Below are 23,646 nucleotides of genomic sequence, written 5' to 3'. Positions count from 1 at the left end.
ACCCATTGGAGATGCCATGACCGAGACCGCGCCAATCGAATGCCTGTCGGCGACCGAGCTCGTAGCGCGCTACCGCAGCGGCGACCTCTCTCCGGTGGAGGTGACGCTTGCGGTAGTCGACAAAGCCGAGCGGCTGCAGCCCGAGTTGAACTGCTTTTGGGGCCTCGATCGGGTCGGAGCGCTCGATGCGGCCGCGGCCAGCGAACGGCGCTGGGCCGCTGGGCATCCGCTCGGCACCATCGACGGCGTACCCACCAGTATCAAGGAAAATGTGGCCGTGCGCGGCTTCAGCCAGCCGTCCGGCACCGCCGCCAAGTTCGACGCCGTCGTCGCGACCGAAGACGGGCCGAGCGCCGCGCGCATCCGCGAGGCCGGCGGGGTCATCTTCGGCGTCACGGTCATGCCCGACTACGGCATGCTCTCCTCCGGCGTGTCGAGCCTGCACGGAATCACCCGCAGCCCTTGGAACCCGGCCTGGACCGTCGGCGGGTCAAGCGCCGGCGCGGGCGCTGCGGCCGCGGCCGGAATCGGTCCGCTACACACCGGCTCCGACATCGGCGGCTCCCTGCGACTGCCGGCCACCTGGCTGGGGCTCGTGACCCTGAAACCGAGTTTCGGCCGTATCGCCGTTGACCCGCCGTACATGGGCCGGGTGGCCGGGCCGCTGACCAGAACAGTGGATGACGCCGCCCTGCTCATGGGCGTGCTCACCCAGCCAGACCCGCGCGACTACACCAGTCTCGGCGAGCAGAACCTGGACTGGACCGACGTGCACTGCGGCGGCGACGGGGTCGCGGGACTGCGGGTCGGGTACCACCTGGCCGGCGGAGCGGGTATGGCGACCGACCCGGAGGTGGCGGCATCCGTTTTGCAGGCAGTGGAACGCTTCGCAGCGGCCGGCGCGATCGTGGAGGAGATCGCCCCGCCGATGACCGAGAAGTACCTCGCCGACCTCGACCTGTTTCTGCGGGTGCGTTCCCTCGCCGACTATGAGGTGCTCCAACCGGCCCGGCAGGCGATGGTTCTCGACTTCATTCGGGACTGGGTGCTGGGTGGCGCTGGCGTGTCGGGCACCGAGGTGGTGCGGTGTTACCAGAGCATTCAGGACCTGCGCGCGGCGACCGTCGCGGCCACGGCGCCGTATGACGTCGTGCTGTCGCCGGTGTCACCGGTCGCCGCGTTTCCGGCGGAGTGGCCGATGCCGACCAATGATGCGGCCACCTCGCTCGACCACATCGCGTTTACCGCGCCGTACAACTTCTCGGAGCAGCCGGCCAGCTCGGTGAACTGCGGATTCACGGCCGACGGTCGCCCGATCGGGCTGCACATTGCCGGGCGCCGGTTCGAAGATCTGGCGGTTCTGCGGGCCACCCACTGGTACGAGCAGGCGCGGCCCGAGTCGGCCGAGCCGGTCTGGCCGTTTCACACCGTTCACGAGCCGGCTCACTAACCGACCGGCTCCCTTCGGCTGGCCTCGAGGAGCCCCGCCCACGGGGCTATTCGTCGGTCAGGGGGTGGCCGCTGGTCTCCTCGGTTTCTCCGGGTGGGCGCCACCCGAGTTCCTTGGAGATTGTCGTTGTCGTCGCGAGGAGTTCTGGCAGTAGCTTTCTGAGTTGAGTCAGATCTGCCTTGTTCTTGAACGCCGTGACGGAAATGCCACCAACGACGGCGTTCGCATGGTCCCAAACCGGCGCTGCGATGCAATTGGTGAAGGATTCAAACTCGCCGTCGTCCGTTGCCCATCCCTGCTCCCGCACAGTTTCCAGGAGGACGAGGAAATCCTTCCTCGCCGTGATAGTGGTCGGGGTGAACTTCTCAAAGGTCGCTTGAGCGATGATGGCGTCACGCTGTTCGGGCGGGAGGTTGGCGAGCGTTGCCTTACTCACGCCTGCGGTGTGGATGACGACGAAATCGCCAATCCGGGTGTTGAGACTGATCGCCTGCGCCGGTTCGATCTTGTCGACGTAGATGATGTGGTCGCCTTGCGGGACGGCGAATTGGATGGTGTGACCGAGCCGATCGCCCAGTGCAACAATGTGCGGATGAACGACGCTGCGCAGATCGAATTGGTCGAGGGCACGTTGTGCGAGTCCTGCCAATCGAAAGCCCACGCCGTACCGCCCGAGTTCATCACGGCGCACGAAACCGCCCGCGGTCAGGGTTTGCACTAAACGCAGCGCCGTGGTGCGATGAACCCCCATTTCCGCAGCGACCTCTTTGAGTTCACGTGGGTGCACGCTGCAGAATTCGAGAATTTCGATAGCGCGCCTGACTGTTTGGCTCATCCGTCCATCTCCCGATTCAACTCCGCCGACAGCCCGGATCACTGATGGCTATTGCCTTCACCGGGCGTGCCCGGTGCGGGTACGACGATCGTGCCGCTCCACCTCATGTTACCGATTCACCGTCACCGCGTCGGTGCCCCTGTTTCGGGCCGCCACCGGGGAGTCGATCCCAGTACGCCGACCGTCAGGAGCACGTTCGCGAACCGTCGGACGTCGCCGGTGACGATGCACAGGGCCAGGTCGGGTGATCGCGCAACAGTGTAGAACGTGAAGCGATCCACGAAATCGGCGGTGACCATCCCCGCGATGGTTTCGACGACCTCGTCCTGGACCTGGCTCGGAATGGCGTCGGGCGCAGGACGAATCATGGTGATTTTCTCCACCGGGATCGACTCTAGAATCAGGCATAGGACATCGGGAACGGTGGGCACTCCCGCCTCCAGATTGAGGTGGACCGTCGTGGCGTTGGGACCGACGGCCGTGCGCGCCGGATAATGCCCGTCCGTGATCAGCACGGTTGATCCGTGGCCTGCTCCAGCCAGCGCGCCAAGAATCTGTGGATGAATAAGTCGCGACGTGATCATCAGGCCGTCGCCTAGGCGAAGTACGCTCCGCCGTTGATGTTCACGGTCGTGCCAGTCACGAACGCTGACAGCTCAGACGCGAGCCAAAGAGCTGGACCAGCCACATCCGCTGGAATGCCGGCGCGCTGCAGCGGAATTGTGCTGAGGGTGACCCGTTTCGATTCCGCGGTCGTGAACGTGTCGTGGAAGGGGGTCGCCTCGATGAAGCCGGGGGCCAGTGCGTTGACAGTGATGTTCCGTGGCGCCACCTCCTTGGCTAATCCGCGGGTGAATCCGAACATGGCTGCCTTGGACGCCGCATAAGCCGTTGCACCGCTGTGTGCACCGTTGATTCCCGCGAGAGAGGCGACGTTGATGATGCGCCCGCCATCTCGGATGAACGGCATCGCGTAGTGGGTCGCCAGAAAGGTGCTGTCGAGGTTGGTTGCCATAACCGTTCGCCACAGTTCGAAGCTCATCTCGCCAATGCTGGAACGCTGCACGAGACCGCCGACATTATTTACGAGAATATCGAGGCCACCCAGATCGCGATTAATCGTAGCGAAGGCTGCCTGCACCGCGCCTTCGTCGGTTGCCTCGAGGCCGACGGCCACGAGCGGCGAGCCGGTCGCAGCCTCGATCCGATTGACGAAATCATCGTCTGGCGCGTGCGTACGGTATGTTACGGCGATCCGGGCACCGGAATCGGCAAACTGTAGGGCGATCTCTCGACCGATTCCGACACCCCCACCGGTGATCAGGGCGGTCTTGTTTTCGAGAAGCTGCGTCATAGTGTTCCTTTTGTCTGTTGGTTGGAAAATGTGGGTGGCTATTTCATGCCGCTCATCGCGACACCCTTGACGAGGTACCGCTGCAGGGTGATGAACAGAATGATCGTCGGAATCATGCTGATCATGGTCGCGGCGTTGATCAGGTTCCACTGGTTGAACTCGCCCCCGGCAAAGTTGACGAGTCCAACAGTGACGGTATACATCGACTCGTTCTGGGCCACGAGCATCGGCCAGAGAAAGGTATTCCAGGTGAACATGAACTTGATGATGATGAACACCACGATTGCCGGCGCCACCATCGGTGTGATGATCCGGATCAGAATTCGTAGGTCGCTCGCACCGTCAACCCGGGCCGCCTCGACATAGCTGTAGGGAATACCCTCCATGAATTGGCGCAGAAGGTACAGCCCGAGAACAGTGAACAGATCGGGAAAGGCCAACCCGACATAGGTGTTGGTCAGGCCTGCGCCGGAGATCATCAGGTACATCGGAATCACGAGTGCTTCCTGCGGAACCATGAACAGCGCGAGCACCACGAGAAACAGCGGTTCTTTGAATGGAAAGGTGAAGTAGGCGAAGGCATACGCACCGAGGAGCGCGATAACCAAGCTCGTGACGATTCCGATCCCGGTGACCACGAACGAGTTGACGATGTATCGACCGAAGTCGTATTGCGCAAAGAGTTGCACGTAATTGCTGAAATTGAAGAAGTTGTCCGGAAGCCACTTCACTGGAAGCTGAAGGATCTCGTCGGGAGCCTTGAGCGACGACAGGGCCACCCATGCCAGAGGCAGGAGCATGACGAAGCTGCCAAGGAGCAGGGCGGAAAAGAGGCCGACCTGTTTGATGGATCCCTTGGTGCGGCGCCGAGGCCGGCGGGGAGCGTTGACGGCGCGTTTTTCTGCTCCGGCACTAGTGCTGCGACCTTCTGCTGTCGGAGAAGCGGATGCGAGATCGGTCGGGGTGGTCACTCTGAGATGTCCTTCGTAAAGACCTTGCGGATGATGCCGGTGACGAGCACGAGGAAGACGAACAGCGCGACAACGTAGACGGCCGACTCACCCCAACGATCGAGGCGAAAGGCGAGCTCGTAAATTTCCATCACCATGGACCGGCTGGAGCCGACCGGCCCACCGCTCGTCGCTACGAAAGGAAGTTCGAACAGCTTTAACGCATTCATCACCTCGACGCTCGCGACCAGGACCAACTGCCGGTTGAGCAGTGGCAGGGTCACGGACCACAGCAATCTGATGGGTCCCGCGCCATCCAGGCGGGCTGCTTCGTAGTACGAACGATCAATCGCGTTCAACCCGGCGAGCAGAATGATGACGTTGAATCCAAGCCGTGCCCACACATACATGACGGCGAGGGAGGGGATAGATTGGGCTTCTGACGTGAGCCATTCCTGCCCGGAGATACCCAGACCGCCCAGGATGTCGTTTGCCAGGCCGTAGGCGGGATTGAAGATCCACAGCCAGACGAAGGCGACGGCGGTGAGGGAGGCGACGACCGGAGCAAAGTAGAGCGCGCGCACCAGGCTTGCTCCCCTCGTGATCGTCAGGGCGTTGAAACCCAACGCGACGACGAGCGAGAGGACTATTCCGATTGGTACCGTCAGAAATGTGAAGTAGACGGTGTTCCCGGCTGCGTTGAGAAAACGATCACTCGTGAGGACGGACGTGTAATTGTCCAGCCAGATGAAATCGCGCCGGCCGATAACCGACCAGTCGTAGAAGCTGATCAAAATGTTGTAACCGAGCGGGATGATGAACAACAAGACGACGAAGAAGAGAGTCGGCGCCAGGAAGGCATAGGCACGGATAGTACTTCGACGTGACTTGGCTGATCTGGACTTCACCGCTGGACGGGTCGAAGGCGGTGCCACGGAGGGTTCTGTCGTGGGGGAGATCGTCGTGACCACGACGCACCCTACCGCTCGCCGCGTTCCAGAAGTGAATCCACCTCGGCTACGGCACCGTCGAGGCTCTCTCGCACGTCGGCCCCCTGCAGAGCGGATTCGATGGCGGCTCCGATCGTCACGGCGATCTGGTTTGTGTACGGGGCATCGTAGGTCGGGCCGGCGCCCTCACTGATCTGTCTTTCGACCGCATTGAAATCACTGCGCTCCGTCACCCACGGGTCGGAGAAATTTTCAGTCCACACCGGCATGTAGCCCTCGAGTTGGGCGAGCTCCAGGTCGAGCTCCGGATCGGAGACTGTGCGCATCCAGTCCCAGGCGATGTCTTTGTTGGGGCTGTTGTCGTTGACCATCCAGGCCCAGTTGAAGAGCAGGCTCACCTGCGGGTAGCCTGCTTCACCATCCGGATAGGGAACGACGGCAAAGTTCACCTGCGGCGCATTTTGTTCCAGCCAGCCCTCGTACCACCCTTCGCGAAAGGTCATGGACGAGAGCCCCTGGGCGAAGGTGTCGTCCGGCACGCCGAGTTCAAGGCTGGACACCTGATCCTTCTCAACGAGGTCTTGCATGTACTGAATTCCGGCGACGGTCTCATCGCTGTTAAGGAAGCCTTCTGCGGTTGACTGGTCCTCGGCATAGAGGCGGCCTCCAAAAGCGTGAATGTACGGGAGGGCTTTGTCAACGATTCCGGTCGGGTTGCCCGAATAACGAAGCGCCATGCCGTTGCGTGTGACCTTGTCGCCGTCCCGGATGGCCAGCGCCTGCGCATACTCGCGCAGTTCCTCAAAAGTCTGGGGCGGCTCGGCCGGGTCCAGCCCTACCTCGACGAACTGGTCCTGGTTGTAGTAAAGCTGCATGCCCAAGTCGGTGCTGACTGGGTAGCCGTGCCAGGCTCCGTCGATCTGAAAGTTCTTGCTCGTGACGGGAGTGAGCTTGTCGTCCCACAGCGTTTGAAGGTCGTCGGGGGCTTCGGCGGCGATGCCCAGGGCGCCGCCGTAGTACGACACTTGCCCCATGAAAATATCGGGTGCGTCCCGTCCGCTGGCAAAACCAGCCGTATACCGGGCCTCGTACTGTCCGTAGGGGATATCGACGTACTCGACGGTCACGTTCGGGTACTTCTTCTCAAAGTCGGCGACGTTGTCCTGGTAGAAGGACGTCGTCTTGCGCCACTGATCCTGAGGATTCCACACCCGAATCGTGGCCTCACGCTCAGCATCGGTCGGCGCTGGAGTGCACGCCGTCATCGACACCGCGATGAGGGCTGTGGCCACTGCTGTCGCTATCCGCTTGTTCCGCATAAGTCCTCCTTGACTTATTCAGGAGTGAGCGTTCTTCGCACACCCTGTGCAACATTCGCACATAGTAGAAAAATAGTGGATGCGCCGGCGCCTGTCAAGAGACGGGGGCGCGAAGTTGCGAATGTTTCGACACTGCTGTGGCGCGCCTTTTCGGCGCGAACAATCCACCCGTGCTGCCCGCAGTGCGGCACGGTCGTCGTCCACGGGCGTACTGATTCGGGTGGCCGTGGGTCAGCTGGCGCGCTAAGCGCTCGGCGGGTCGAAGCGGCCGTCGACCGCGGTCCAGCCGCCGTCGACGGTGAGCACCGACCCGGTGACAAACCGCGACGCGTCCGAGGCGAGATAGACCACGGCACCGGCCAACTCGCCCGGGCTCGACCAGCGGCCGAGCGCGCTCTTGGCGGCGTAGGCGTTGTACCAGTCGGGATTGTTCTTGATCTGCGCTGTCAGCGGGGTTTCCACGACGCCGGGGGAGATCGCGTTCACGCGCACCCCGGCCGGTCCGTATTCGGCCGCGGCCGTGCGAAGCAACTGCACCAGCCCGGCCTTGGTCGCAGCATAGACGCCCTGGCCCGGCTCAACCGTGACCGCCCGAATCGAGGCGAAGCCAATGATGCTGCCGCCGTTGTTAGCGGCCATGGCCGGCGCAAAGGCCTGAATGAGCACGAAAGCGGCCCGCAGGTTCAGATTCACCACGCGGTCGAATTCGTCGAGGGTGTAGTCCGCGATGCGTTTGCGCACGTTGGTCGCGGCCGTGAAGACGAGTGCGGCGAGATCCGGCAGGTCGCCGGCAACGGCCCGCACGGCCGCCTGGTCGAGCACGTCAACCTGCAGCGAGGTCGCTCCGGCACCGAGCCCGGAAGCGGTGGCCGCCGCGCTGGCCGCATCGCGGTCGGCACAGATGACCGTGGCTCCGTGGGCGTGCAGGGCGCGGGCGCTCTCCCGGCCGATGCCGCTGCCGGCCCCGATCACGAGAACGCGGCGACCGGAAAACTGGAACAGTTGGGTGTAGTCCACGGTATTTCTTTCTGAATGGGTTACGGGCGGATCATGGCCATGCGGGTCACGGTGAACTCCTCGATGGCAAACCGGGGACCTTCCCGGCCCGTGCCGGAATCCTTCACGCCGCCGTAGGGCATAATGTCGGAGCGAAATCCGGGGATCTCGTTGACCACGACGCCGCCGACATCGAGCTCATTGATGGCGCGAAACGCTCGCTGCAGTGAACTCGTGTAGATCGCGGCCTGCAGGCCGTAACGCGAGCGGTTGACCAGCTCGATCGCCGACCCGAGATCGGAGACGCGCTGCAGAATGACGACCGGTCCAAAGATTTCCTCGCACCAGGCCTGGGCATCCGGCGAAACGTCGGCCAGCACGGTCGGCGCAATGCTGCGCTCGACCAGATGGCCGCCGGCCAGAACCCGGGCCCCACCGGCCCGGGCGGCGGCGATCCAGGCCAGAATGCGCCGGGTGGCGGCCTCGTTGATGACCGGCGCCACCCGCGTGCTGTCATCGCGCGGGTCGCCGACGCGCACCTCGGGGAGGCGGGCCAGCAGCATCCGCTCGAATTCGTCGGCGATCGCGTCGTGCACCAGAATGCGCTGCACCGAGATGCAGGCCTGACCGTTGGCGTAGAAGCCGCCGCGAATCACCGCGTCGACGGCTTTCTCGACGTCGGCGTCGCTCGCGACGATCAGAGCGGTATTGGCGCCCAGCTCCAACACGACCTTTCGTGGTGCAGCCGAGCGCGCTATCTGGTGCCCGACGGCGGCGGAACCGGTGAAGGAGACCACCGCCACCCGGGGGTCACGCACGAGCGCGTCACCGACGTCGATACCCCCGGTGACGAGCTGAACGGCAGCGGGCGACACCCCGTGTTCGCGCAGCACGCCGCGAATCAGGTCGACCGCCCACAGCGTCGACAGCGGGGTGTTCGGTGCCGGCTTGATGATGATCGGGCAGCCCGCCGCAATCGCCGGGGCCAGTTTGTGGCTGGCCAGCAGTAGCGGATAGTTGAAGCCGGTGATGCCCACGACGATTCCGGCCGGCCGCCGCGTCCAGTAGCCGATCATTCCCACACCGCTCGGCTGCAGGTCAAGGGGAACGGTCTCGCCGTGCTGGTGCGCGACTTCTTCGACGCTCGCCGACCATGTTGTGAGGGCGCGGGCCACCTCGGTGCGGCAGTCCACGAGCGGTTTGCCGGTCTCCAGCACGAGCAGCTGCTCGAATTCTGCCGTGCGCTCGGCGAGCGCGTCATGAATACCGACGAGCAGGGTACGACGGATGCCCGTGCTCAGCCCGGCCAGTTCCGCGCGCACCGAGGCGGCGGCATCCACTGCAAGCGAGGCTTGCGCCGCAGTGCCGACCGGCGACAGCGCGACGGGAGAGCCGTCGAATGGGAACACGATTTCCGCCTGCTCGGGGCAATCCACCCAGCGCTCGCCGATGGGGAGCCCGGCAGGGTAGGGAATCGAGAACAAAGTCACGGGACCGCTTTCTGTCATTGCGACGGGAGGTACTGGTCTTCCTACTGGTCTGACCAGTAACCTAACTAGAGTATCGAGCGCCGATGATCAGGTCAATGACCTGCCTCGGCACGAATCTATCAATGGGAGAAACGATGACCAGCACAGCGAGAGTCCACCGGCTGGCCGTGATTCGCGGTGACGGCATCGGCCCCGAGGTCATTGATGCTTCCCTCGACGTGCTCGTGGCAGCAGAGTCGGTGTTCGGTTTTAGCACCGAACTCATCGAGATCTCAGCCGGCGCCCGGCACTACCTGGCCACCGGCGAACTCTGGACTCCGGCCCTGCGGGAGCAGCTCCGCGCACAGGACGCCATTCTGTTCGGCGCGATGGGCGATCCCGCCGTCGCGCCCGGCATTCTGGAACGCGGGTTCATTCTCGAGATGCGACGCACTTTTCAGCAGGCCGTGAACCTGCGCCCGGTCAAGCTTTATCCGGGTGTGGTTACACCGATCGCCGGCCTTACCCCGGAACGCTGCGACCTCGTGATCGTGCGAGAGAACACCGAGGGCTCCTACGTGGGGCGGGGATCGACCGTGCACGCCGGTACCCCGCACGCCGTGGCCGTGCAGGAATCCGTCAATACCCGCATGGGCGTTGAGCGCGTGGTCGAGTTCGCATTTCGCCTGGCCGAGCGTCGGGGTGGCACGCTGACCCTGTGCCACAAGAAGAACATCCTGGTCGAGGCCGGTACCCTCTGGCAGTCGACGGTCGACGACCTCAGCGGGCGCTTTCCGACCGTTCCCGTGGACTACGTACACGTCGACGCTTTCTGCTTTTACCTGCCGACCACTCCGGAACGGTTCAACGTGGTCGTCACCGACAATCTGTTCGGCGACATCATTACCGATCTCGGCGCGGCCATCCAGGGTGGCCTCGGCGTCGCCGCGAGCGCGAACCTGAACCTCGACGGGTCCGGACCAAGCATGTTCGAGGCCATTCACGGCTCCGCGCCCGACATAGCCGGTCGCGGCTGGGCGAACCCGATCGGCGCGATACTGTCTACCGCCATGTGCCTCGCCCACCTCGGCGAGGCCGACGCTGCGCGGGCCATCGAGGCCGCCGCCGTCTACGTTCTGGCCCAGTTGCCGGCGACCGCCGGCCCGGGTATGGGCTTCTCGACCGCCGAGCTGGGCCGCGATATCGCGTCGCTCGTGCGCAGCAGTGCGCCCGTGCCGATCGTGCCCGGCTACTCCGTCATGGACGACCTGGCCGCCCTGCGCTGAGGAGGGGAACGCCGAGTGGTTGAGCGGTCCGTCAGCCGATGGTCATGAATACGACCGTGCCGCCAAGAACCGTCATGAGCACAGCCACGACCATGCCGATGATCGGAACCCAGAACGCACGGCGCCGCTGAACCATCCGAACGATCGAGATCACGATGCTGATGAGAACAACTGACGCTGGGCCGAAGGTAGCGATGCCCGAGCCGATTGTCAGCCCGGTACAGTCGGCGGCTGAGCAGTTTGTCACAGCCAGAAAGATTCCCATGACGCCGAGCACCCACGCGAGTCCGACACTGAGCAGCAGGAGTGCGCTGGTGCCGAGAACCGACCCGAGTGTGCTCGATGGCCCCGCCGGTTTCCCTGGCGGTTTCTCCGCCGGTTGACCGTCAACGGACTTTCGGTGTGCCTGATTGGTCATGGTGCTCCTGGAGTGGATAGGACGGTTGGTGTGAGCTCAGCCTAGGGGTTGATAACCTTGACCAGTCCCGCCCCCGTAGCTCAGTGGATAGAGCACCGGCCTTCTAATCCGATTGTCGTAGGTTCGATTCCTACCGGGGGCACCAAAAAAAAGTCTGACCAGGGTTTCTTGTCCTCACTGATGGGGCAAGACTTGATTCACTCAACGCTTATTCAACGTTTATTCCGCGGCGCCCGACCCCTGTGGGTGCTCGGAAAGAAGGTACGCGACCCAGTTCGATTCACCTAGTGTGACCTTGGGCACCTACGGGTTATGGATGCTACAAGTCTCTCGGGCTCGGTTTGGAACCCGTACTCACGACGAGCGAGCTCACCAAGTATCTCGGCGTGCACGTGCAGGCGATCTACGACCTGCGTACCGATGGCCGCGGCCCATCCGGCATTCGAGTCGGACGGGAGATTCGCTATCGCGTTTCCGATGTTCTTCGGTGGCTGGACGGTCTTCACGAGCCCGTCCCGTCCATGGGCGGCCGCGGGGGCGAGCGCTGATGGCCGGCCGACCCCGACTGCCGATCAGCACGTTCGGCGCGATAAAGACAACCGAGGTCGGTGCAGGGCGTTTCCGGGCGATGGCTCGTTTTCGCGACTGGGACGGTCAGTCGAGGCAAGTCACCGCTACCGGCTCGAGTCGCAACGCGGCGGAGACCGCGCTCAAGGTCGAGCTGGCCACGCGGATGCGCGTCGGTAACGTCGGTAACGTCGGCGACTCAGCGAACGCACGCTCGCCGTTTAGAATGCTGGCCGAGGCCTGGCTGGAGGACCTGATGCTCGACGTCGACCGCGCGAACGGTACAAAAACCGTCTACGAGTACGAGCTTCGCGGGCTTGTGCTTCCCTTTTTCGAGCACTTCACGGTTCGGGAAGTGACCGTCGGCCGCATTGAGCTTTTCCTGAAGGTGCAGCGCGCGATCTCGTACGCGCGGGCCAAGCACTCCCGCACGATCCTCAGCATGGTGCTGGGGTTTGCCGTGCGGCGGGGAATCATCGCGCGCAATCCGGTGAAGGAAACCTCGCGGATGAAGAAGCCCCAGCACACCCCGAAGGCGCTTACGCCGGATCAGGTAGCCGCAATCCGCCTCGCGGCCCGCGACTGGCGCACAGCAGAGGGCAGGATGGGGCCCAAACCCGACGGGCAGGTGCGGGACCTGATCGAGGTGATGCTCGGCCCGGCGACGCGCATCGGCGAGACGCTTGCGCTTCGAAAGTGCGACATAGATATGACCGCCGACCCGCCTTGGGCGCACATCCGCGGAACGCTCGTCGTGCAAAGTGGCGCCGGCGTGCTTCGTCGTCAGGCGCATCCCAAAACGCATGAGTCGAACCGGGTCGTCGCCGTGCCGCAATTCGCGGCAGAGGTGATCGATACCCGAATGACGATGTTCGCCGTTGTACCAGTCGTAGAATTCGGTGCAGAATGAGCGTGCTTCGGCGAGGCTGTAGAAACGGTTGGGGAACTCGGGCCGATACTTCAAAATCTTGAAATGCGACTCCGAAAATGGATTGTCGTTACTCGTATGTGGGCGGGAGTGTGACTTGGTCACGCCCAGGTCGGCGAGCAGGAATGCGACGGGTTTTGACGCCATCGAGGACCCGTTGTCGGAGTGGATTGTCAGCTGGTCTCGACGAATGTTTTGCTTCTCGATGGTGTCGAACAGGAGCCGCTCGGCGAGTTGGTGAGATTCCCGGGTCGCGACCATCCAGCCGACGACGTACCGCGAGTAAATGTCGATGATCGTATACAGATGGAAGTACGACCATTTGGCCGGCCCCTTGAGCTTGGATATATCCCACGACCAGGTCATGTTGGGTCCGGTGGTGATGAGTTCGGGCTTGATGCGTGCCGGGTGCTCGGCTGAGCGCGACGTTCCCCGGTCTCGCCGTGAGCGCGGAGGAGGCGATACATCGTCGCCACCGAGCACAGGTAGGTGCCCTCGTCGAGGAGGATCGCCTGAATCTCCGCCGGCGCTTTGTCCACGAACCGGCTCGACCGCAGGACCTCCAGAACGACGTTGCGCTCCGGCTCGGTCAGTGCCCGAGGCTGCTTCATCGGCTCCGGCCGGGGCCGCGGGGATGAGGGCGGCCGCGGTGCGCGGGGGTGCTGCCGGTAGTGCGTAGCCCGGGATCGTCGCACGGCTCGGCATGCGTGCCTGGTGCCGACGAGCGGGACGAGTTTGGTGATGGTGGCGTCGATTACTTCTCGGTGTTCGTCGCACTGCTGTTGGTCGAGAGTTGATCCAACAGAGCCGAGAGTTTTCCCTGGATCACGATCACCTGCCTCGCCGTATCCAACTCACCCGACAGTCGGAGATTCTCTTTCAGCAGCCGGACCGCGTCCTTCTCCGCGATGCTGGCAGGTGGCGCTCCTGCCGGCCGTGCCAGCGCAACCAGCACTCCTTTATCTCGCTGGTCACGCCACGAGCTGACCAAGGAGGTATACAGCTTTTCTCGTCGGAGCAGCGCCCCGCGGCCCTGCCGATCGAGGCGGTCATACTCGGTCAGAATGTCGCGTTTGTACTTGGCTGTGTAGGTCCGCCGCCGTGCACGCTCGGGAACTTGGGGATCGGGAACATCTTCCATCCTTTTCCATCCCTACAGCCTGCCCGCTCGAGCTGAGCCCTGTCATTACTGCGTTCGTCAAGGGAACCCTTTCCCGCCTTCTACGACACTATTCGGGACGGTCCCGGTGCCTCAAACAAGGTTGACAGAGAGGGGCGCGTGCCGCTGCAGCGGCACTGTCGCGTGCGCTGCACAGCCCTCGATAATTACCCAAGGCGAACTAACCCCAACGGTACGCAGTACTTGGACAGCCAGCAGCCTGCAGCAACTATCCCTCGAACGTGCGTTGCTTCTAGCGGATCCTCAGGCGGAGCTCTGGCTGACAAGTAGGTCGACTGCTTGAGTCTCCAGTCGCGCACGAGGCGACTATCGTTCAGCGCATCATCGACAGCAAATGTGTCGCGGCCTGCCCTTCGGTCATCGCAGTCATCGATGGCAATGTGAGTACGTAGCGTGAGAAGATCACACCGATGAGCGCTGTGGCTATGCGACGGGCGCGCTGCTGGCCGAATTCCACCGTCAGCGTTTCAAATACGGTGTGCTGGAGGTATGACGACAGCGCATGTGCGTGTGGGCCACCAGCGATGAGTTGGCGGGCGAACCTGGTGAGCTGCTCGCCTTGCTCAGGATGCTCCCATACAGCTATCAGCCCGCGCGCGAGGCGTGCGAGATCAATTTTCCCGTCGGGCATTATTGCCGCGGCGATCACGTGGTGAAGGGCTACGCGCAACGAAACGGCCGCCGCAATGAGGTCATCCCTTGACCCGAAATAATAATTGACCAGAGTATGGCTGACGCCGACTTCATTCGCCAGGTTACGGGAAGAGATCTCGGTCAGGTCGCCGACCTCAAAGTGGCGCTGTGCGGCATCGAGCAGGCGTTTTCTGGCGAAGGCTCCACCGAGGGGTCGTCCGCGTACGTTATTGACCACACTCGCATGATTGCATGTTGAGGAGGATTCTGTACGCATGAATAAAAATTTCGAGACCGACTGTGTGATTGTCGGCGGCGGTCCAGCCGGAATGACGACGGCACTATTGCTGCTCCGTAATGGTGTGAAGGTCACTGTGATTGAGAAGCACGCAGACTTCCTCCGCGACTTTCGCGGTGACACGATTCACCCGTCCACCCAGGAACTACTCGAGGAACTCGGTCTTCTCAACGAGTTCCTCGCCCGACCTCACTCCGACATGGAACGCGTGACTCTCAGCTGGTACAGTACCGAGCTTGTGCTGGCCGACTTCAGTCATCTTCCCACCCGCCGCAAAACCATGACGTTCATGCCGCAGTGGGACTTCCTCGACCTGCTCGCTGACGCGTGCTCGAGACATCCTGGGTTCCGCCTTCTCCGATCGACTCGTATCGACGCATTATCCAGCGAGGAAGGTCGGATCGTCGGGGTCACCGGCACTGCGCCCGACGGCGACGTGAGTGTCCGTGGTCGCCTCGTCATCGACGCCTCCGGTCGTGACTCGGTTGTCCGTGCCCAGGCCGGTCTAACTCCGGTCGGTGTCGCGGCGGCAATGGATGTGCTCTGGTTTCGACTGTCGAAGCGGCCCGATGAGCATTACCCGTTCATCCAAGCGGGCGCCGGAATGATCATCACTATCGACCGTGACGATTTCTTCCAGATCGCTCATGTGATCCCGGCCGGCAGCTGGAACGGCTCGGAAGACGACATCGCTCAGATGAAACAGCGCATAGCTTTCATCGCCCCGAGGATGCAGGAAGCCGTTGCAGCCATCTCCGCCGCCGACGTGCAAGTGCTGAACGTACGGCTAGAACGCCTGCGCCACTGGAGTGTCGATGGGCTCCTCTGCATAGGGGACGCAGCTCACGCTATGTCGCCGGCCGGTGGCGTCGGCATCAACCTCGCGATTCAGGATGCCGTCGCGACCGCTCGCATCCTAGGACCCGGGCTGCGCAGCGGAACGCCCAGCCGCGCCGACCTCCGTCGCGTACAGCGTCGGCGATCCTGGCCGGCGCGCATCACTCAGATGGTTCAACGCCGACTACAGGAACCGCTGCTATCCACGCACGCGCCCGGGACCCCGTTGCCACTACCGCTACAACTCCTCCGGGACCACCCTTCCTCCGCCCGGCTTACCGGGCGATTCGTCGGACTGGGCGCGAGGCCAGAGCACATCCATTAAACGTGTGAGACCAAGTCTCGTTGTCCTGAAACGCAAGATCTGTGCTCGTAGTGCCCGACGGTTCCGGACTGAGTGCGGACGGAGCTATCACTAAGCTGGGCAAGTCATTTCGAGCAGGATTACAGATCGAATGGGAGGCGTCACGGGAAAGGCGCCAACCGGGGCAAAGGACGGCTCGAAATCCGACTACTTCTGGGTCGGCTAGCGCCACACTCTTAATCCCAAATTTCATTTCACGGACGGTGAGCGACGCAGTTCGGGCACGAAACCGGCCACCGCTTCAAGAAGCTGGAATTGTGTCACAAGGGAACCCTCTGCGGGGCGCGCCTTGAGGGTAGAGGATTGATAGCTTGACGGGATGATTACTCAAACGCTCATTGTCGCTGCGGTGTGCTTTCGCGACGGCGCCGGCAGGATACTCACCGTCCGTAAGCGTGGTACAAGTTTTTTCATGCTGCCCGGTGGCAAATCCGAGCCCGGGGAAACTTCCGGTGCGGCCGCTCTCCGGGAAGTTTATGAGGAGCTGGGCGTAACGGTCGCGAAGGAAGACCTCGCCCTGCTGGGCAGCTGGACTGCCGCCGCCGCAAACGAGTTGGACACAATCGTCGACGCGACCAATCATCGTAGCGATGTCGTCATAGCGCCGGTAGCGTCGGCGGAAATTGTTGAGCTGAGATGGGTAGATCCCACCGTCACGACCGAACTGGACTTTCCACTCGCGCCGCTGCTCCTTGAATTCGTGTTTCCCGCTCTGGCTGCCTAATGCAGGTCGCAATCTTCACTGGATCCGCGTCTGGTCACCGCCCAGTGTCTGCTGAAGGTGCAGCCCGGCTCGCTCGCACGTTGGCTGAGCCGGAATCGGGATCGTTTATGGCGGCGGCAATGTTGGCTTGATGGGCGTCATCGCGATCGAGGCCGTCAGCCACGGTGGTTCCGTCATCGGCGTTATGCCGGGCTCTCTCGTCGACCGAGAATTGGCCCATCCGGGCCTCACCCGACTGGAAATCGTTGAGTCCATGCAGAGCGCAAAGCCCACATGGCAGAGTTGTCCGACGCCTTCATCGCTCTTCCGGGCGGGACCGAGACCCTGGAGGAATTCTTCGAGGTCTGGACCTGGCAGCAGCTAGGAATCCACAACAAACCAGTCGCTCTGTACAACATCGATGGCTTCTGGGGTCCCCTCATCGCGACGATCGATGCCGGCGTGGACGCAGGATTTCTCCGGAGGACCTACCGGGACTCGCTGATCATTTCCGACAACGCTCAAGACTTGCTCAGCCAGCTCACGATCTGAGGAGCCAGCACCGCATAAATGGAATGAACGAGGCACACCACCCGTGGTTCCTCTGCAGTAAAGTCTTACCAAACGGCCGAACGACAGCCGAGAGCGATAAGGCGACCGTGGCGCCCATGCAGGCGTTCAATATCTGTCTCGGCGACCCCGTAAGCCGAACCTTCATCGCTTCACTTGATGCCCCAGGTCAGCCATGCCCACTGCGATGATTTCGGCCAAAAGCGTGGCGTAGCGTCCGTTGGGATCAAGATCGGGATCGAATACTGTGACTTGGCCTCCGATCGCTCCGGGGGCGAGCGCCTTAAGGAGTTCGACGAGTTGTTCCGGGTTGAGCCCGCCAGGATCGGGGCTGTCAACGGCCGGCATGAAGATGGGGTCGAGCACGTCGACATCGAGGTGCAGCCAGTAGCCGGCGCTCCCAATGGTGGTTCGAGCGGCTCTCGCCGTCTCGGTCATTCCGATCTCGTTCGATCGGCGGGCGGGTAGGACGAGGCCGAGGAAGCGTCGGACCTCGTCGACATGTTGGTCGTCCTCGCGGCATCCAATGTGAACGGTGTTGGCGGGCGAGAAGTACGGTTTGCGGCCGTCGATGTTGGCGACTGCCGGCCAGTGCAGACCAACGGCCGCGGCGAGATCCTCTCCGGCGACGCTGGCGCACTGATCCGAGTTTCCGGGATGACGGAAGTCTGTGTGCCCATCGATGTGAACGAGGCCCGCGTTGTTCTGGAGCGCGAGCCCAGCCGCCACGAGAAGGCTGCAGTCACCTCCGATCACCAGCGGTGCCCGGCCGTTGGCGATGACTCCAGCGATCCGGCGCGCGAGGCGACGCGCGTGGGAGATCAACTGAGCTTCGTTTCGCACGTGGCCGGCGGCGCGAGTGATGTCGTCATCGACGTACCGACCGGGAAGGACAGCTCCTCCGTCGACAGCGCCGTCTACTCTCAAACGACGGAACAGACCCGCTTCTCGAAGTGCCTCAGGCGCCTTGGACGTGCCCGGCACGCTTCCCGGCTCGGGAGGTCGAAGCCCCAGGTTGGACGGTGCAGATAGTAGCGTGATCACGCCCCCAGACTGTCAGGTCCTCATACCGACGTCGACTATTCCCGACGGCCGTACCTGTATAAAAGTCCGCCGAAGCAGAAGTGCCCGTCAACCGAACCCACTACGAGACGAGTGATTTGTCGCGAGAGGTCCGCAAGCGCCCAGGCGACGTGCGCGAAAGTCTCGCCGCCAATGCGATCGGATTTTATAGACGAATCTTCCAAGGTGAAGCCAGGGACGACGAAGCGAATGGACCCATGAACAAGCACCTCGTTGTTGGAGCGGGCCTGATCGGCTGTCCGCTCGCCGAACGCCTCGCGGCGCGCGGCTACACGGTGACCATCGCGACCCGCTCAGGCTCTACCGCCGTCGGCCCTACCACCCTGGTACTGGATGCCAGTGATCCGGCCACCTTTGTGCAAGCTGCAACGGATGCCTCGACCATCTTTGTCTGCACGAATCCGCCATACACCGACTGGGCCGCACAATGGCCGCCCATCTTCGATGCGGCCATCGCCGCCGCATCCGCCATGGGCGCCCGGAACGTCGTGATGGGCAACCTGTACCCGTATGGGTCGCCGACCGGCGCAATGTCCGAACACTCTCCCGCGACGACCACCGAAGTCAAGGGACTGATTCGCCGGGCCGGATGGGCGAAGATACGCACCGCCCACGACACCGGCTACATCAGCGCCGTCGAGGTGCGCGCCAGCGACTACGTCGCGCGGCATACAGCTCTCCGCGACTCAAAACGAAATCCAGTAGACACCGAGCGAACCCACTGCGAAGCGGGCGACTAGGAGCAAGACGATGACCGCTATTGCGATGGTCAGCCAGAGCCGCCATCGGCGGCCGGTATTCGCGATGGCCAACGCGATGAGGATGGGAACGGAGAGATACATCATGGACACGACCAGTAGGGGAGCGGCGAATCCAAGGGAAGATACGCCACTTACTGAGGCGATGACGGCCACCGAAGGGATCAAGGAAATGGCTGTGGTAATGGTTCCAACTACTCCGACCGCCCAAGCGAGCACGAATTGGATAGTGCGTGTGAGTCGCGGTTTCTCGGCTATCACTTCGTTGTTACCTTCCGCGTGCTGGTTGTTGGTTCGAGTAAGGATGCACAAAATGATGGGGTCAGCGTCGACTTGCCAGAGGATGCCGGCGTCGTTGACGATGCCATAACTTCCTGCACCGGTCTTATCCGCGAGCTCGTATGCGCCGGTCAGTCCCGCGCGCGTACGGGTGGGCGCAAGGGGGCACCTCAGTGCATTTCGGCCTGTTGCCGTAACCAGTCCATGGCCAAAGTGCTTGCGTTCAGAATTGAGACGTGGCCGTCTCGTGGTCGGGTCCAGAGTTCGGCGTTGGGGAGGTGCTCGAGGAGCCACTGGGAGTGGGAGGGAGGGACGATGCGGTCGTCGCCACCGTGTGCGAGGAGTACGGGTATCCGGACGCGTGACAGATCAACGCCCCATGGTTTCACGAAGGCAAGGTCGTCAGCGATCAGCCCCTCGGGGCCAGCTGCCGTCGCGGTCCCCGCGTCTGCGTTGAGTGATGTCCACTCCGATTTCAGCGCGGCGTAGTCTCGCGAATTGAAACTTTCTTCATCGAAGTTGGAAGTTCGTTCGTAGATTACGCGGGCATCTTCTCCGTGTTGCGCCGCGCGCAGGGACGGCCCACCGCCGGCCATTCCGACGAACCAGTTGAAGTCTGTCGTGAAGGGCGCGAGACTCGCGAACGTTGCTACAGCCCACACCCGGTCACCCGGAATCGCGGCGCAGGCGAGGGCGTGTGGTGCGCCCCCGGAAGCGCCCATGACGGCGATCTGGTCGATGCCCATCGCATTGATGAGTTGCTCGACGTCGGCTGCGGCGTTAATGACGGTGCGACCGGGTTGAGTTGTCGAGTCTCCGTAGCTTGGTCGTGCGTATGAGATCCAGCGGATGCCGCGCAGCGCCGCGGCTCGCAGGTGCGGTTCGAGGGCTGCTCCGGTTTGTGGCGAGCCGTGGTGCCAGACAACGGTTTGGGCAGCGTGAACTCCGTTGGTGCTGTCGTGAACGTCTAGTGTTCGCCCGTCGGTCAGGGTGATGCGCATCAGCGTCTCGTTTCTGCCAGGCGTTTGCCCAGGTAGCGTTTCTCGGCCTCTGATGGGGCCAGTTGAAGTGCTTTCTCGTATTCGGTTGCGGCTTCGGTCCTTCGACCCATCCTGCGCAACAGATCGGCGCGTGTCGCCGGGAGTAGGTAGTAGTCGTCCATACCCCGAGTGGTTACGAGCGCGTCGATAAGGGCTAGGCCGACTACTGGTCCCTGGGACATGGCCACCGCGACCGCGCGATTGAGTTCCACGATCGGTGAGGCATCGATGACGGCGAGAGCGTCGTACAGTTCAGCGATGCGCGCGAAGTTAGTGCTTGCAGCATCCGGAGCCTCGAGGTGGCAGGCGGCAATGCGGGCCTGCAGCCCATACCGGCCTGCGCGCGGTACAAGCGACCGAAGGATGGTGAGGGCCTCGGTGATGGCATCCCGGTCCCACAACGATCTGTCTTGCTCTTCGAGGGTGACGATATCTCCGACAGCGTCGGTGCGAGCTGCGGTACGCGCGTGATGCAGCAGCATCAGGGCAAGGAGCGCGCGAACTTCATCGTCGTCGGGCATCAGCTCAACGAGCAGCCGGGTGAGCCGGATTGCTTCACGAAGGAGAGGAACTCGGATGAGAACCGCCCCGCCGGTAGCGGAGTATCCCTCGGTGAACAACAAGTACAGCACCGCCAGCACACCGTCGCGCCGTTCCGGCATGAGGTGGGGCGGTGGCACACGGTAGGGGATACCGGCGTGCTTGATCTTTGCCCTGGCACGCACCAGTCTTTTTTCCATCGCCGGTTCGGTCACGAGAAAGGCACGCGCGATCTGCGCGGGAGTGAGGCCCGCTACCGTTCGCAGCGTCAAGGCAACGCGGGCATCCATCGGAAGTGCGGGGTGGCAGCAGGTGAAAATGAGACGAAGACGATCATCGAAATCTCCACTAATGTCCGGATCGGGCTCGACCGGTTCGTACTCTTCGACGGCAACCCGCCGAAGCGCGCGATCTTCCGCGCCCGCATGCCGAAGCAGGTCGATCGCCCGCCTCTTGGCCACCGTGGTCAGCCACGCGCCAGGATTGTCCGGAATACCACCTTTGCGCCAGTCAGAGAACGCCCTTACAAACGCATCCTGTGCACAATCCTCGGCAAGGGCGAAGTCGCCGGTCATTCGAATCACAGTGGAGATGATGCGCGCAGTTTCCTCGGCAGAGGCACGCGCGATAGCATCCGCTACTCGATCGGCCACATCGGCCTGATCTCGATCTGACCGAGCTGGGCCATCGGATGCCTCGCCGCGATCTCAATCGCCGCGTCGAGGTCGCCGCACTCGATCACGTCATATCCAGCGATCCACTCCGTCGTTTCAGCGAACGGCCCAGCAGTGACGCTGAGCCGCCCACCACGCAGTTTTACCGTGGTCGCATCATTCGCCGGGCGCAGACGGTCGCCGTGACGCCTGGTGCCCCCATCAGTGGTTTCGGCTACCCATTCCTCGATGGTGTGGACAGTCGGTTCGGTCGTCGGCGCCGTCGAGTCTGTGCAGATGAATAGCATGTATTCCATAAGTCGGTCCTTTGCTTGTCGTTGTGTGAATTCGACGTACGGGATGAGCACCTCAGGACAACGCGTCAAAACGCGGTGTCCTCATAGTCTTTCGCTATACGTCGCAGTAAGAAACACATCACTGAAGGAGTTCCCATTGAAGTACATGATTCTGATCCACGCGAGTGCAGCCAGCGAACTTGCCATCCAAAGCGAAGCCCTCGCTGAGTTCGAAGCCGCCCACGGCGCAGTTATCGGCGAGCTCTCAACCACCGGCGAGTTGATCGACACGCACGAGCTGGAAGTCCCCGGCGCGAAAGTGGTTCGCACTAACGGCGGTCTTTCTGTAACCAACGGACCATTCGCGGAAACCACCGAATGGGTGGGCGGGTACTACATCATCGACGTCGCAAGCGAAGATCGCGCGATCGAGATTGCTGCACGCTTCGTTGAAGCCCGCTACGCGGCGGTCGAAGTGCGCGCCCTCGGTTTGCCACCGCTCTAGCGACTTGAAATCGTTCAGTAGGAAGTCATTAAATCAGCTGACCAGCGTGCGGACGCTGGCGAACATGCCGGCGGAAGTGATGGGCGGGCGGGAGCGGGTTACCGTCGCTCTTCCGGTTCCGAGAGGTCGCGAACGGTCCTTCCGGGGACAGGAGCATCCGCATGTGGTGGTCTGCGTGGTGGCGCCACCACACGCTCATGCCGAAGGTTGGTTCCAGGCGTAGTGCTTCCCTCTCCTGCGAGAACGCGACATCCGAGATTGCAGGACTTTACGAAAGTGGGAACGGCCGGGAGTGCCAGCAGGCGGTCATCGCCTGTGAAGAGACCCTTTGGTTTCTCGTCTGGAAGCGGGAAGTCTCCGTGTTTAAAAGCAATCAAACAAGAGCTTTCATCAGGTCCCACGCGCGCTGTATCGGTCCTTACGATCGGGGACAGCTCGTTAGGTCGTCGAATGAAATGTCATGAGGAACCTTATCGATGAAACCAAGAGTGATGGGCGCGGAACCCGGGAGGCACGTAGAGCGCTGGCATGATGCCTCAGACAATGCGTGTTCGCCACGGCTCGTGATCGTGCGCGAGTCAGACCAGCTCGGGGCCGAGCGCGCGCACCCGCAGCTGGCCTTCAGCGTGCGGCTCGTCGAGCTCCCGACGCTGGACGTAGACCGGTTTACCGGCGAAAAGGTGGTTGCCGCCGCGGTGGTGGTTGATTTGTGAGTCACTAGGACCTCTAGTGACTCCTCCATTTTGGTCAAGCGCCGACGGCTTTCCAAGGGGATCGTGTGCGCAGCCGGAACGCCGGTTCTGAGTGCGTGAGGTGCGTCAGCGAGGTAGTTGCCCAGAGCCTCGAGCAGGCCCCGGGTGACTTCCTTTCGGCCCGGCCCATCGGCCCAGAACTGGTCGAAGAAGACGCCGTGCTCGACGTGCGTGAACCGGGTGCCCGCGTTGAGCGTCTCGAACTCCAACGACGCCACCGACGTCGACATGTGGACCCCGTCGAGCCACATGTTGTAGGTCGTGATGATGCGGACGTGCTTGACGATGTTGGTGTACGTGGCCTCGTACCGCGAGACCAGACCGTCGTGAAATGTCCCCTCGTCGACGTCGCGTCCGCCGACGCGAAAGTCTAACGCCCACTCACCGGGCTCAATGGTGTCGCCGGCGCCGTACCAGCCCCGCTTCTGGTCCTCTTCGGCGAACGCGTCCCAGACGCGCTTGAGAGGAACGGGGTAGTCGCGGGTCAGGGTGAACCCGGCGCGGGCGAGTCGGCGTTCGATCGTCATGAGTACGTCCTATCGTGCGAAATTAACGTGGATCGTGCCACTCTCGGCCACTTCCGTTGTTACCGTGTGGGTGAGGTCGAGGCTGGGCAGGTCGTCCCACAGTCGA

Annotated in this window: 27 protein-coding genes and 1 tRNA gene; 9 read left to right on the top strand and 19 right to left on the bottom strand. The window is 62.6% G+C overall.

Annotated elements, in window-relative coordinates:
* Positions 1–16: 16 nt before the first annotated feature.
* A complete protein-coding gene (locus tag CXY77_RS04370) occupies positions 17–1,450 on the top strand; it encodes an amidase (protein ID WP_104129754.1) in 1,434 nt (477 codons plus the stop codon).
* Between the two features lie 46 nt (positions 1,451–1,496).
* Here CXY77_RS04370 and CXY77_RS04365 read toward each other — a convergent pair whose 3' ends face one another.
* From CXY77_RS04365 to CXY77_RS04330, 8 genes are all read right to left on the bottom strand, one after another.
* On the bottom strand, positions 1,497–2,285 hold the full coding sequence (locus CXY77_RS04365) for an IclR family transcriptional regulator (protein WP_092341130.1): 789 nt from the start codon (positions 2,283–2,285) through the stop codon (positions 1,497–1,499).
* 122 nt (positions 2,286–2,407) lie between these two features.
* Entirely contained in the window at positions 2,408–2,869 is a 462-nt protein-coding gene (locus CXY77_RS04360) for an RbsD/FucU family protein (RefSeq protein ID WP_092341129.1), read from the bottom strand.
* Positions 2,870–2,880: 11 nt separating this feature from the next.
* A complete protein-coding gene (locus CXY77_RS04355) occupies positions 2,881–3,639 on the bottom strand; it encodes an SDR family NAD(P)-dependent oxidoreductase (RefSeq protein ID WP_092341128.1) in 759 nt (252 codons plus the stop codon).
* A gap of 38 nt (positions 3,640–3,677) precedes the next feature.
* Positions 3,678–4,610 carry a carbohydrate ABC transporter permease gene (locus CXY77_RS04350; protein WP_092341127.1) on the bottom strand — a complete coding sequence of 311 codons (933 nt, stop codon included), beginning with the start codon at positions 4,608–4,610 and terminating at the stop codon, positions 3,678–3,680.
* Complete coding sequence (locus CXY77_RS04345; RefSeq protein ID WP_158252779.1) at positions 4,607–5,497, bottom strand: carbohydrate ABC transporter permease; 891 nt, start codon at positions 5,495–5,497, stop codon at positions 4,607–4,609. The genes CXY77_RS04350 and CXY77_RS04345 overlap by 4 nt, the downstream gene beginning before the upstream one ends.
* Positions 5,498–5,568: 71 nt before the next feature.
* Positions 5,569–6,858: an ABC transporter substrate-binding protein gene (locus CXY77_RS04340; RefSeq protein WP_104088199.1), complete on the bottom strand. Its 1,290-nt coding sequence runs from the start codon at positions 6,856–6,858 to the stop codon at positions 5,569–5,571.
* A gap of 243 nt (positions 6,859–7,101) precedes the next feature.
* A complete protein-coding gene (locus tag CXY77_RS04335) occupies positions 7,102–7,875 on the bottom strand; it encodes an SDR family NAD(P)-dependent oxidoreductase (protein WP_104129753.1) in 774 nt (257 codons plus the stop codon).
* 20 nt (positions 7,876–7,895) lie between these two features.
* Positions 7,896–9,344, bottom strand: coding sequence for an aldehyde dehydrogenase family protein (locus CXY77_RS04330; RefSeq protein WP_233197224.1), 1,449 nt, complete (start codon positions 9,342–9,344; stop codon positions 7,896–7,898).
* 134 nt (positions 9,345–9,478) lie between these two features.
* On the opposite strand from CXY77_RS04330, the gene CXY77_RS04325 reads away from it, so the two are divergent.
* Positions 9,479–10,609: a 3-isopropylmalate dehydrogenase gene (locus CXY77_RS04325; RefSeq protein ID WP_092341123.1), complete on the top strand. Its 1,131-nt coding sequence runs from the start codon at positions 9,479–9,481 to the stop codon at positions 10,607–10,609.
* A gap of 31 nt (positions 10,610–10,640) precedes the next feature.
* Here the strand turns inward: CXY77_RS04325 and CXY77_RS04320 are convergent, their stop codons facing one another.
* Positions 10,641–11,027 (bottom strand): hypothetical protein, encoded by a 387-nt coding sequence (locus tag CXY77_RS04320; RefSeq protein WP_092341122.1) that lies wholly within the window; start codon positions 11,025–11,027, stop codon positions 10,641–10,643.
* Between the two features lie 69 nt (positions 11,028–11,096).
* Here CXY77_RS04320 and CXY77_RS04315 point away from each other — a divergent pair.
* Positions 11,097–11,172 (top strand) — tRNA-Arg (locus tag CXY77_RS04315).
* A 196-nt stretch (positions 11,173–11,368) separates the two neighbouring features.
* Positions 11,369–11,575 carry a helix-turn-helix domain-containing protein gene (locus tag CXY77_RS04310; protein ID WP_104129752.1) on the top strand — a complete coding sequence of 69 codons (207 nt, stop codon included), beginning with the start codon at positions 11,369–11,371 and terminating at the stop codon, positions 11,573–11,575.
* Between the two features lie 218 nt (positions 11,576–11,793).
* On the opposite strand, the gene CXY77_RS21025 is transcribed toward CXY77_RS04310, so the two are convergent.
* From CXY77_RS21025 to CXY77_RS04295, 4 genes are all read right to left on the bottom strand, one after another.
* On the bottom strand, positions 11,794–12,888 hold the full coding sequence (locus CXY77_RS21025; protein ID WP_158252778.1) for a DDE-type integrase/transposase/recombinase: 1,095 nt from the start codon (positions 12,886–12,888) through the stop codon (positions 11,794–11,796).
* Positions 12,885–13,133, bottom strand: a complete 249-nt coding sequence (locus CXY77_RS20095) for a hypothetical protein (RefSeq protein ID WP_158252777.1) — start codon at positions 13,131–13,133, stop codon at positions 12,885–12,887. The genes CXY77_RS21025 and CXY77_RS20095 overlap by 4 nt, the downstream gene beginning before the upstream one ends.
* Before the next feature lie 143 nt (positions 13,134–13,276).
* Positions 13,277–13,663 (bottom strand): hypothetical protein, encoded by a 387-nt coding sequence (locus CXY77_RS04300; RefSeq protein WP_104129750.1) that lies wholly within the window; start codon positions 13,661–13,663, stop codon positions 13,277–13,279.
* A 352-nt stretch (positions 13,664–14,015) separates the two neighbouring features.
* Positions 14,016–14,573, bottom strand: coding sequence for a TetR family transcriptional regulator (locus CXY77_RS04295; protein ID WP_158252776.1), 558 nt, complete (start codon positions 14,571–14,573; stop codon positions 14,016–14,018).
* 37 nt (positions 14,574–14,610) lie between these two features.
* On the opposite strand from CXY77_RS04295, the gene CXY77_RS04290 reads away from it, so the two are divergent.
* From CXY77_RS04290 to CXY77_RS20315, 3 genes are all read left to right on the top strand, one after another.
* On the top strand, positions 14,611–15,795 hold the full coding sequence (locus CXY77_RS04290; RefSeq protein ID WP_092341117.1) for an FAD-dependent oxidoreductase: 1,185 nt from the start codon (positions 14,611–14,613) through the stop codon (positions 15,793–15,795).
* Positions 15,796–16,153: 358 nt separating this feature from the next.
* Positions 16,154–16,558, top strand: a complete 405-nt coding sequence (locus tag CXY77_RS04285; RefSeq protein WP_104088193.1) for an NUDIX domain-containing protein — start codon at positions 16,154–16,156, stop codon at positions 16,556–16,558.
* 273 nt (positions 16,559–16,831) lie between these two features.
* Complete coding sequence (locus tag CXY77_RS20315) at positions 16,832–17,089, top strand: LOG family protein (protein ID WP_199181878.1); 258 nt, start codon at positions 16,832–16,834, stop codon at positions 17,087–17,089.
* A gap of 162 nt (positions 17,090–17,251) precedes the next feature.
* Here CXY77_RS20315 and CXY77_RS04275 read toward each other — a convergent pair whose 3' ends face one another.
* Positions 17,252–18,151, bottom strand: coding sequence for an arginase family protein (locus CXY77_RS04275; RefSeq protein WP_104088191.1), 900 nt, complete (start codon positions 18,149–18,151; stop codon positions 17,252–17,254).
* 236 nt (positions 18,152–18,387) lie between these two features.
* On the opposite strand from CXY77_RS04275, the gene CXY77_RS04270 reads away from it, so the two are divergent.
* Positions 18,388–18,930 (top strand): hypothetical protein, encoded by a 543-nt coding sequence (locus tag CXY77_RS04270; RefSeq protein WP_104088190.1) that lies wholly within the window; start codon positions 18,388–18,390, stop codon positions 18,928–18,930.
* Between the two features lie 467 nt (positions 18,931–19,397).
* Here CXY77_RS04270 and CXY77_RS04260 read toward each other — a convergent pair whose 3' ends face one another.
* The 3 genes from CXY77_RS04260 to CXY77_RS04250 all read right to left on the bottom strand — a co-directional run bounded on the left by CXY77_RS04260 (position 19,398) and on the right by CXY77_RS04250 (position 21,777).
* On the bottom strand, positions 19,398–20,228 hold the full coding sequence (locus CXY77_RS04260; RefSeq protein ID WP_104088186.1) for an alpha/beta fold hydrolase: 831 nt from the start codon (positions 20,226–20,228) through the stop codon (positions 19,398–19,400).
* Positions 20,228–21,382, bottom strand: a complete 1,155-nt coding sequence (locus CXY77_RS04255) for an RNA polymerase sigma factor (protein ID WP_104088278.1) — start codon at positions 21,380–21,382, stop codon at positions 20,228–20,230. The genes CXY77_RS04260 and CXY77_RS04255 overlap by 1 nt, the downstream gene beginning before the upstream one ends.
* A gap of 62 nt (positions 21,383–21,444) precedes the next feature.
* The gene (locus tag CXY77_RS04250) at positions 21,445–21,777 is read right to left on the bottom strand and encodes a YciI family protein (RefSeq protein WP_092341111.1); all 333 of its coding nucleotides are present in this window, start codon (positions 21,775–21,777) and stop codon (positions 21,445–21,447) included.
* 145 nt (positions 21,778–21,922) lie between these two features.
* On the opposite strand from CXY77_RS04250, the gene CXY77_RS20090 reads away from it, so the two are divergent.
* Complete coding sequence (locus CXY77_RS20090) at positions 21,923–22,261, top strand: YciI family protein (protein WP_233197237.1); 339 nt, start codon at positions 21,923–21,925, stop codon at positions 22,259–22,261.
* Positions 22,262–22,289: 28 nt separating this feature from the next.
* On the opposite strand, the gene CXY77_RS20840 is transcribed toward CXY77_RS20090, so the two are convergent.
* Positions 22,290–22,478: a DUF4913 domain-containing protein gene (locus tag CXY77_RS20840; RefSeq protein WP_338061590.1), complete on the bottom strand. Its 189-nt coding sequence runs from the start codon at positions 22,476–22,478 to the stop codon at positions 22,290–22,292.
* 201 nt (positions 22,479–22,679) lie between these two features.
* A complete protein-coding gene (locus tag CXY77_RS20545) occupies positions 22,680–23,540 on the bottom strand; it encodes an SRPBCC domain-containing protein (RefSeq protein WP_233197222.1) in 861 nt (286 codons plus the stop codon).
* Positions 23,541–23,646: the final 106 nt, after the last annotated feature.

The organism is Cryobacterium sp. N21 (genome assembly GCF_002929575.1).
Lineage (GTDB): Bacteria > Actinomycetota > Actinomycetes > Actinomycetales > Microbacteriaceae > Cryobacterium > Cryobacterium flavum.
Note: the sequence above shows the minus strand (reverse complement) of the source record. Positions and strands in the feature narration are given on the sequence as shown.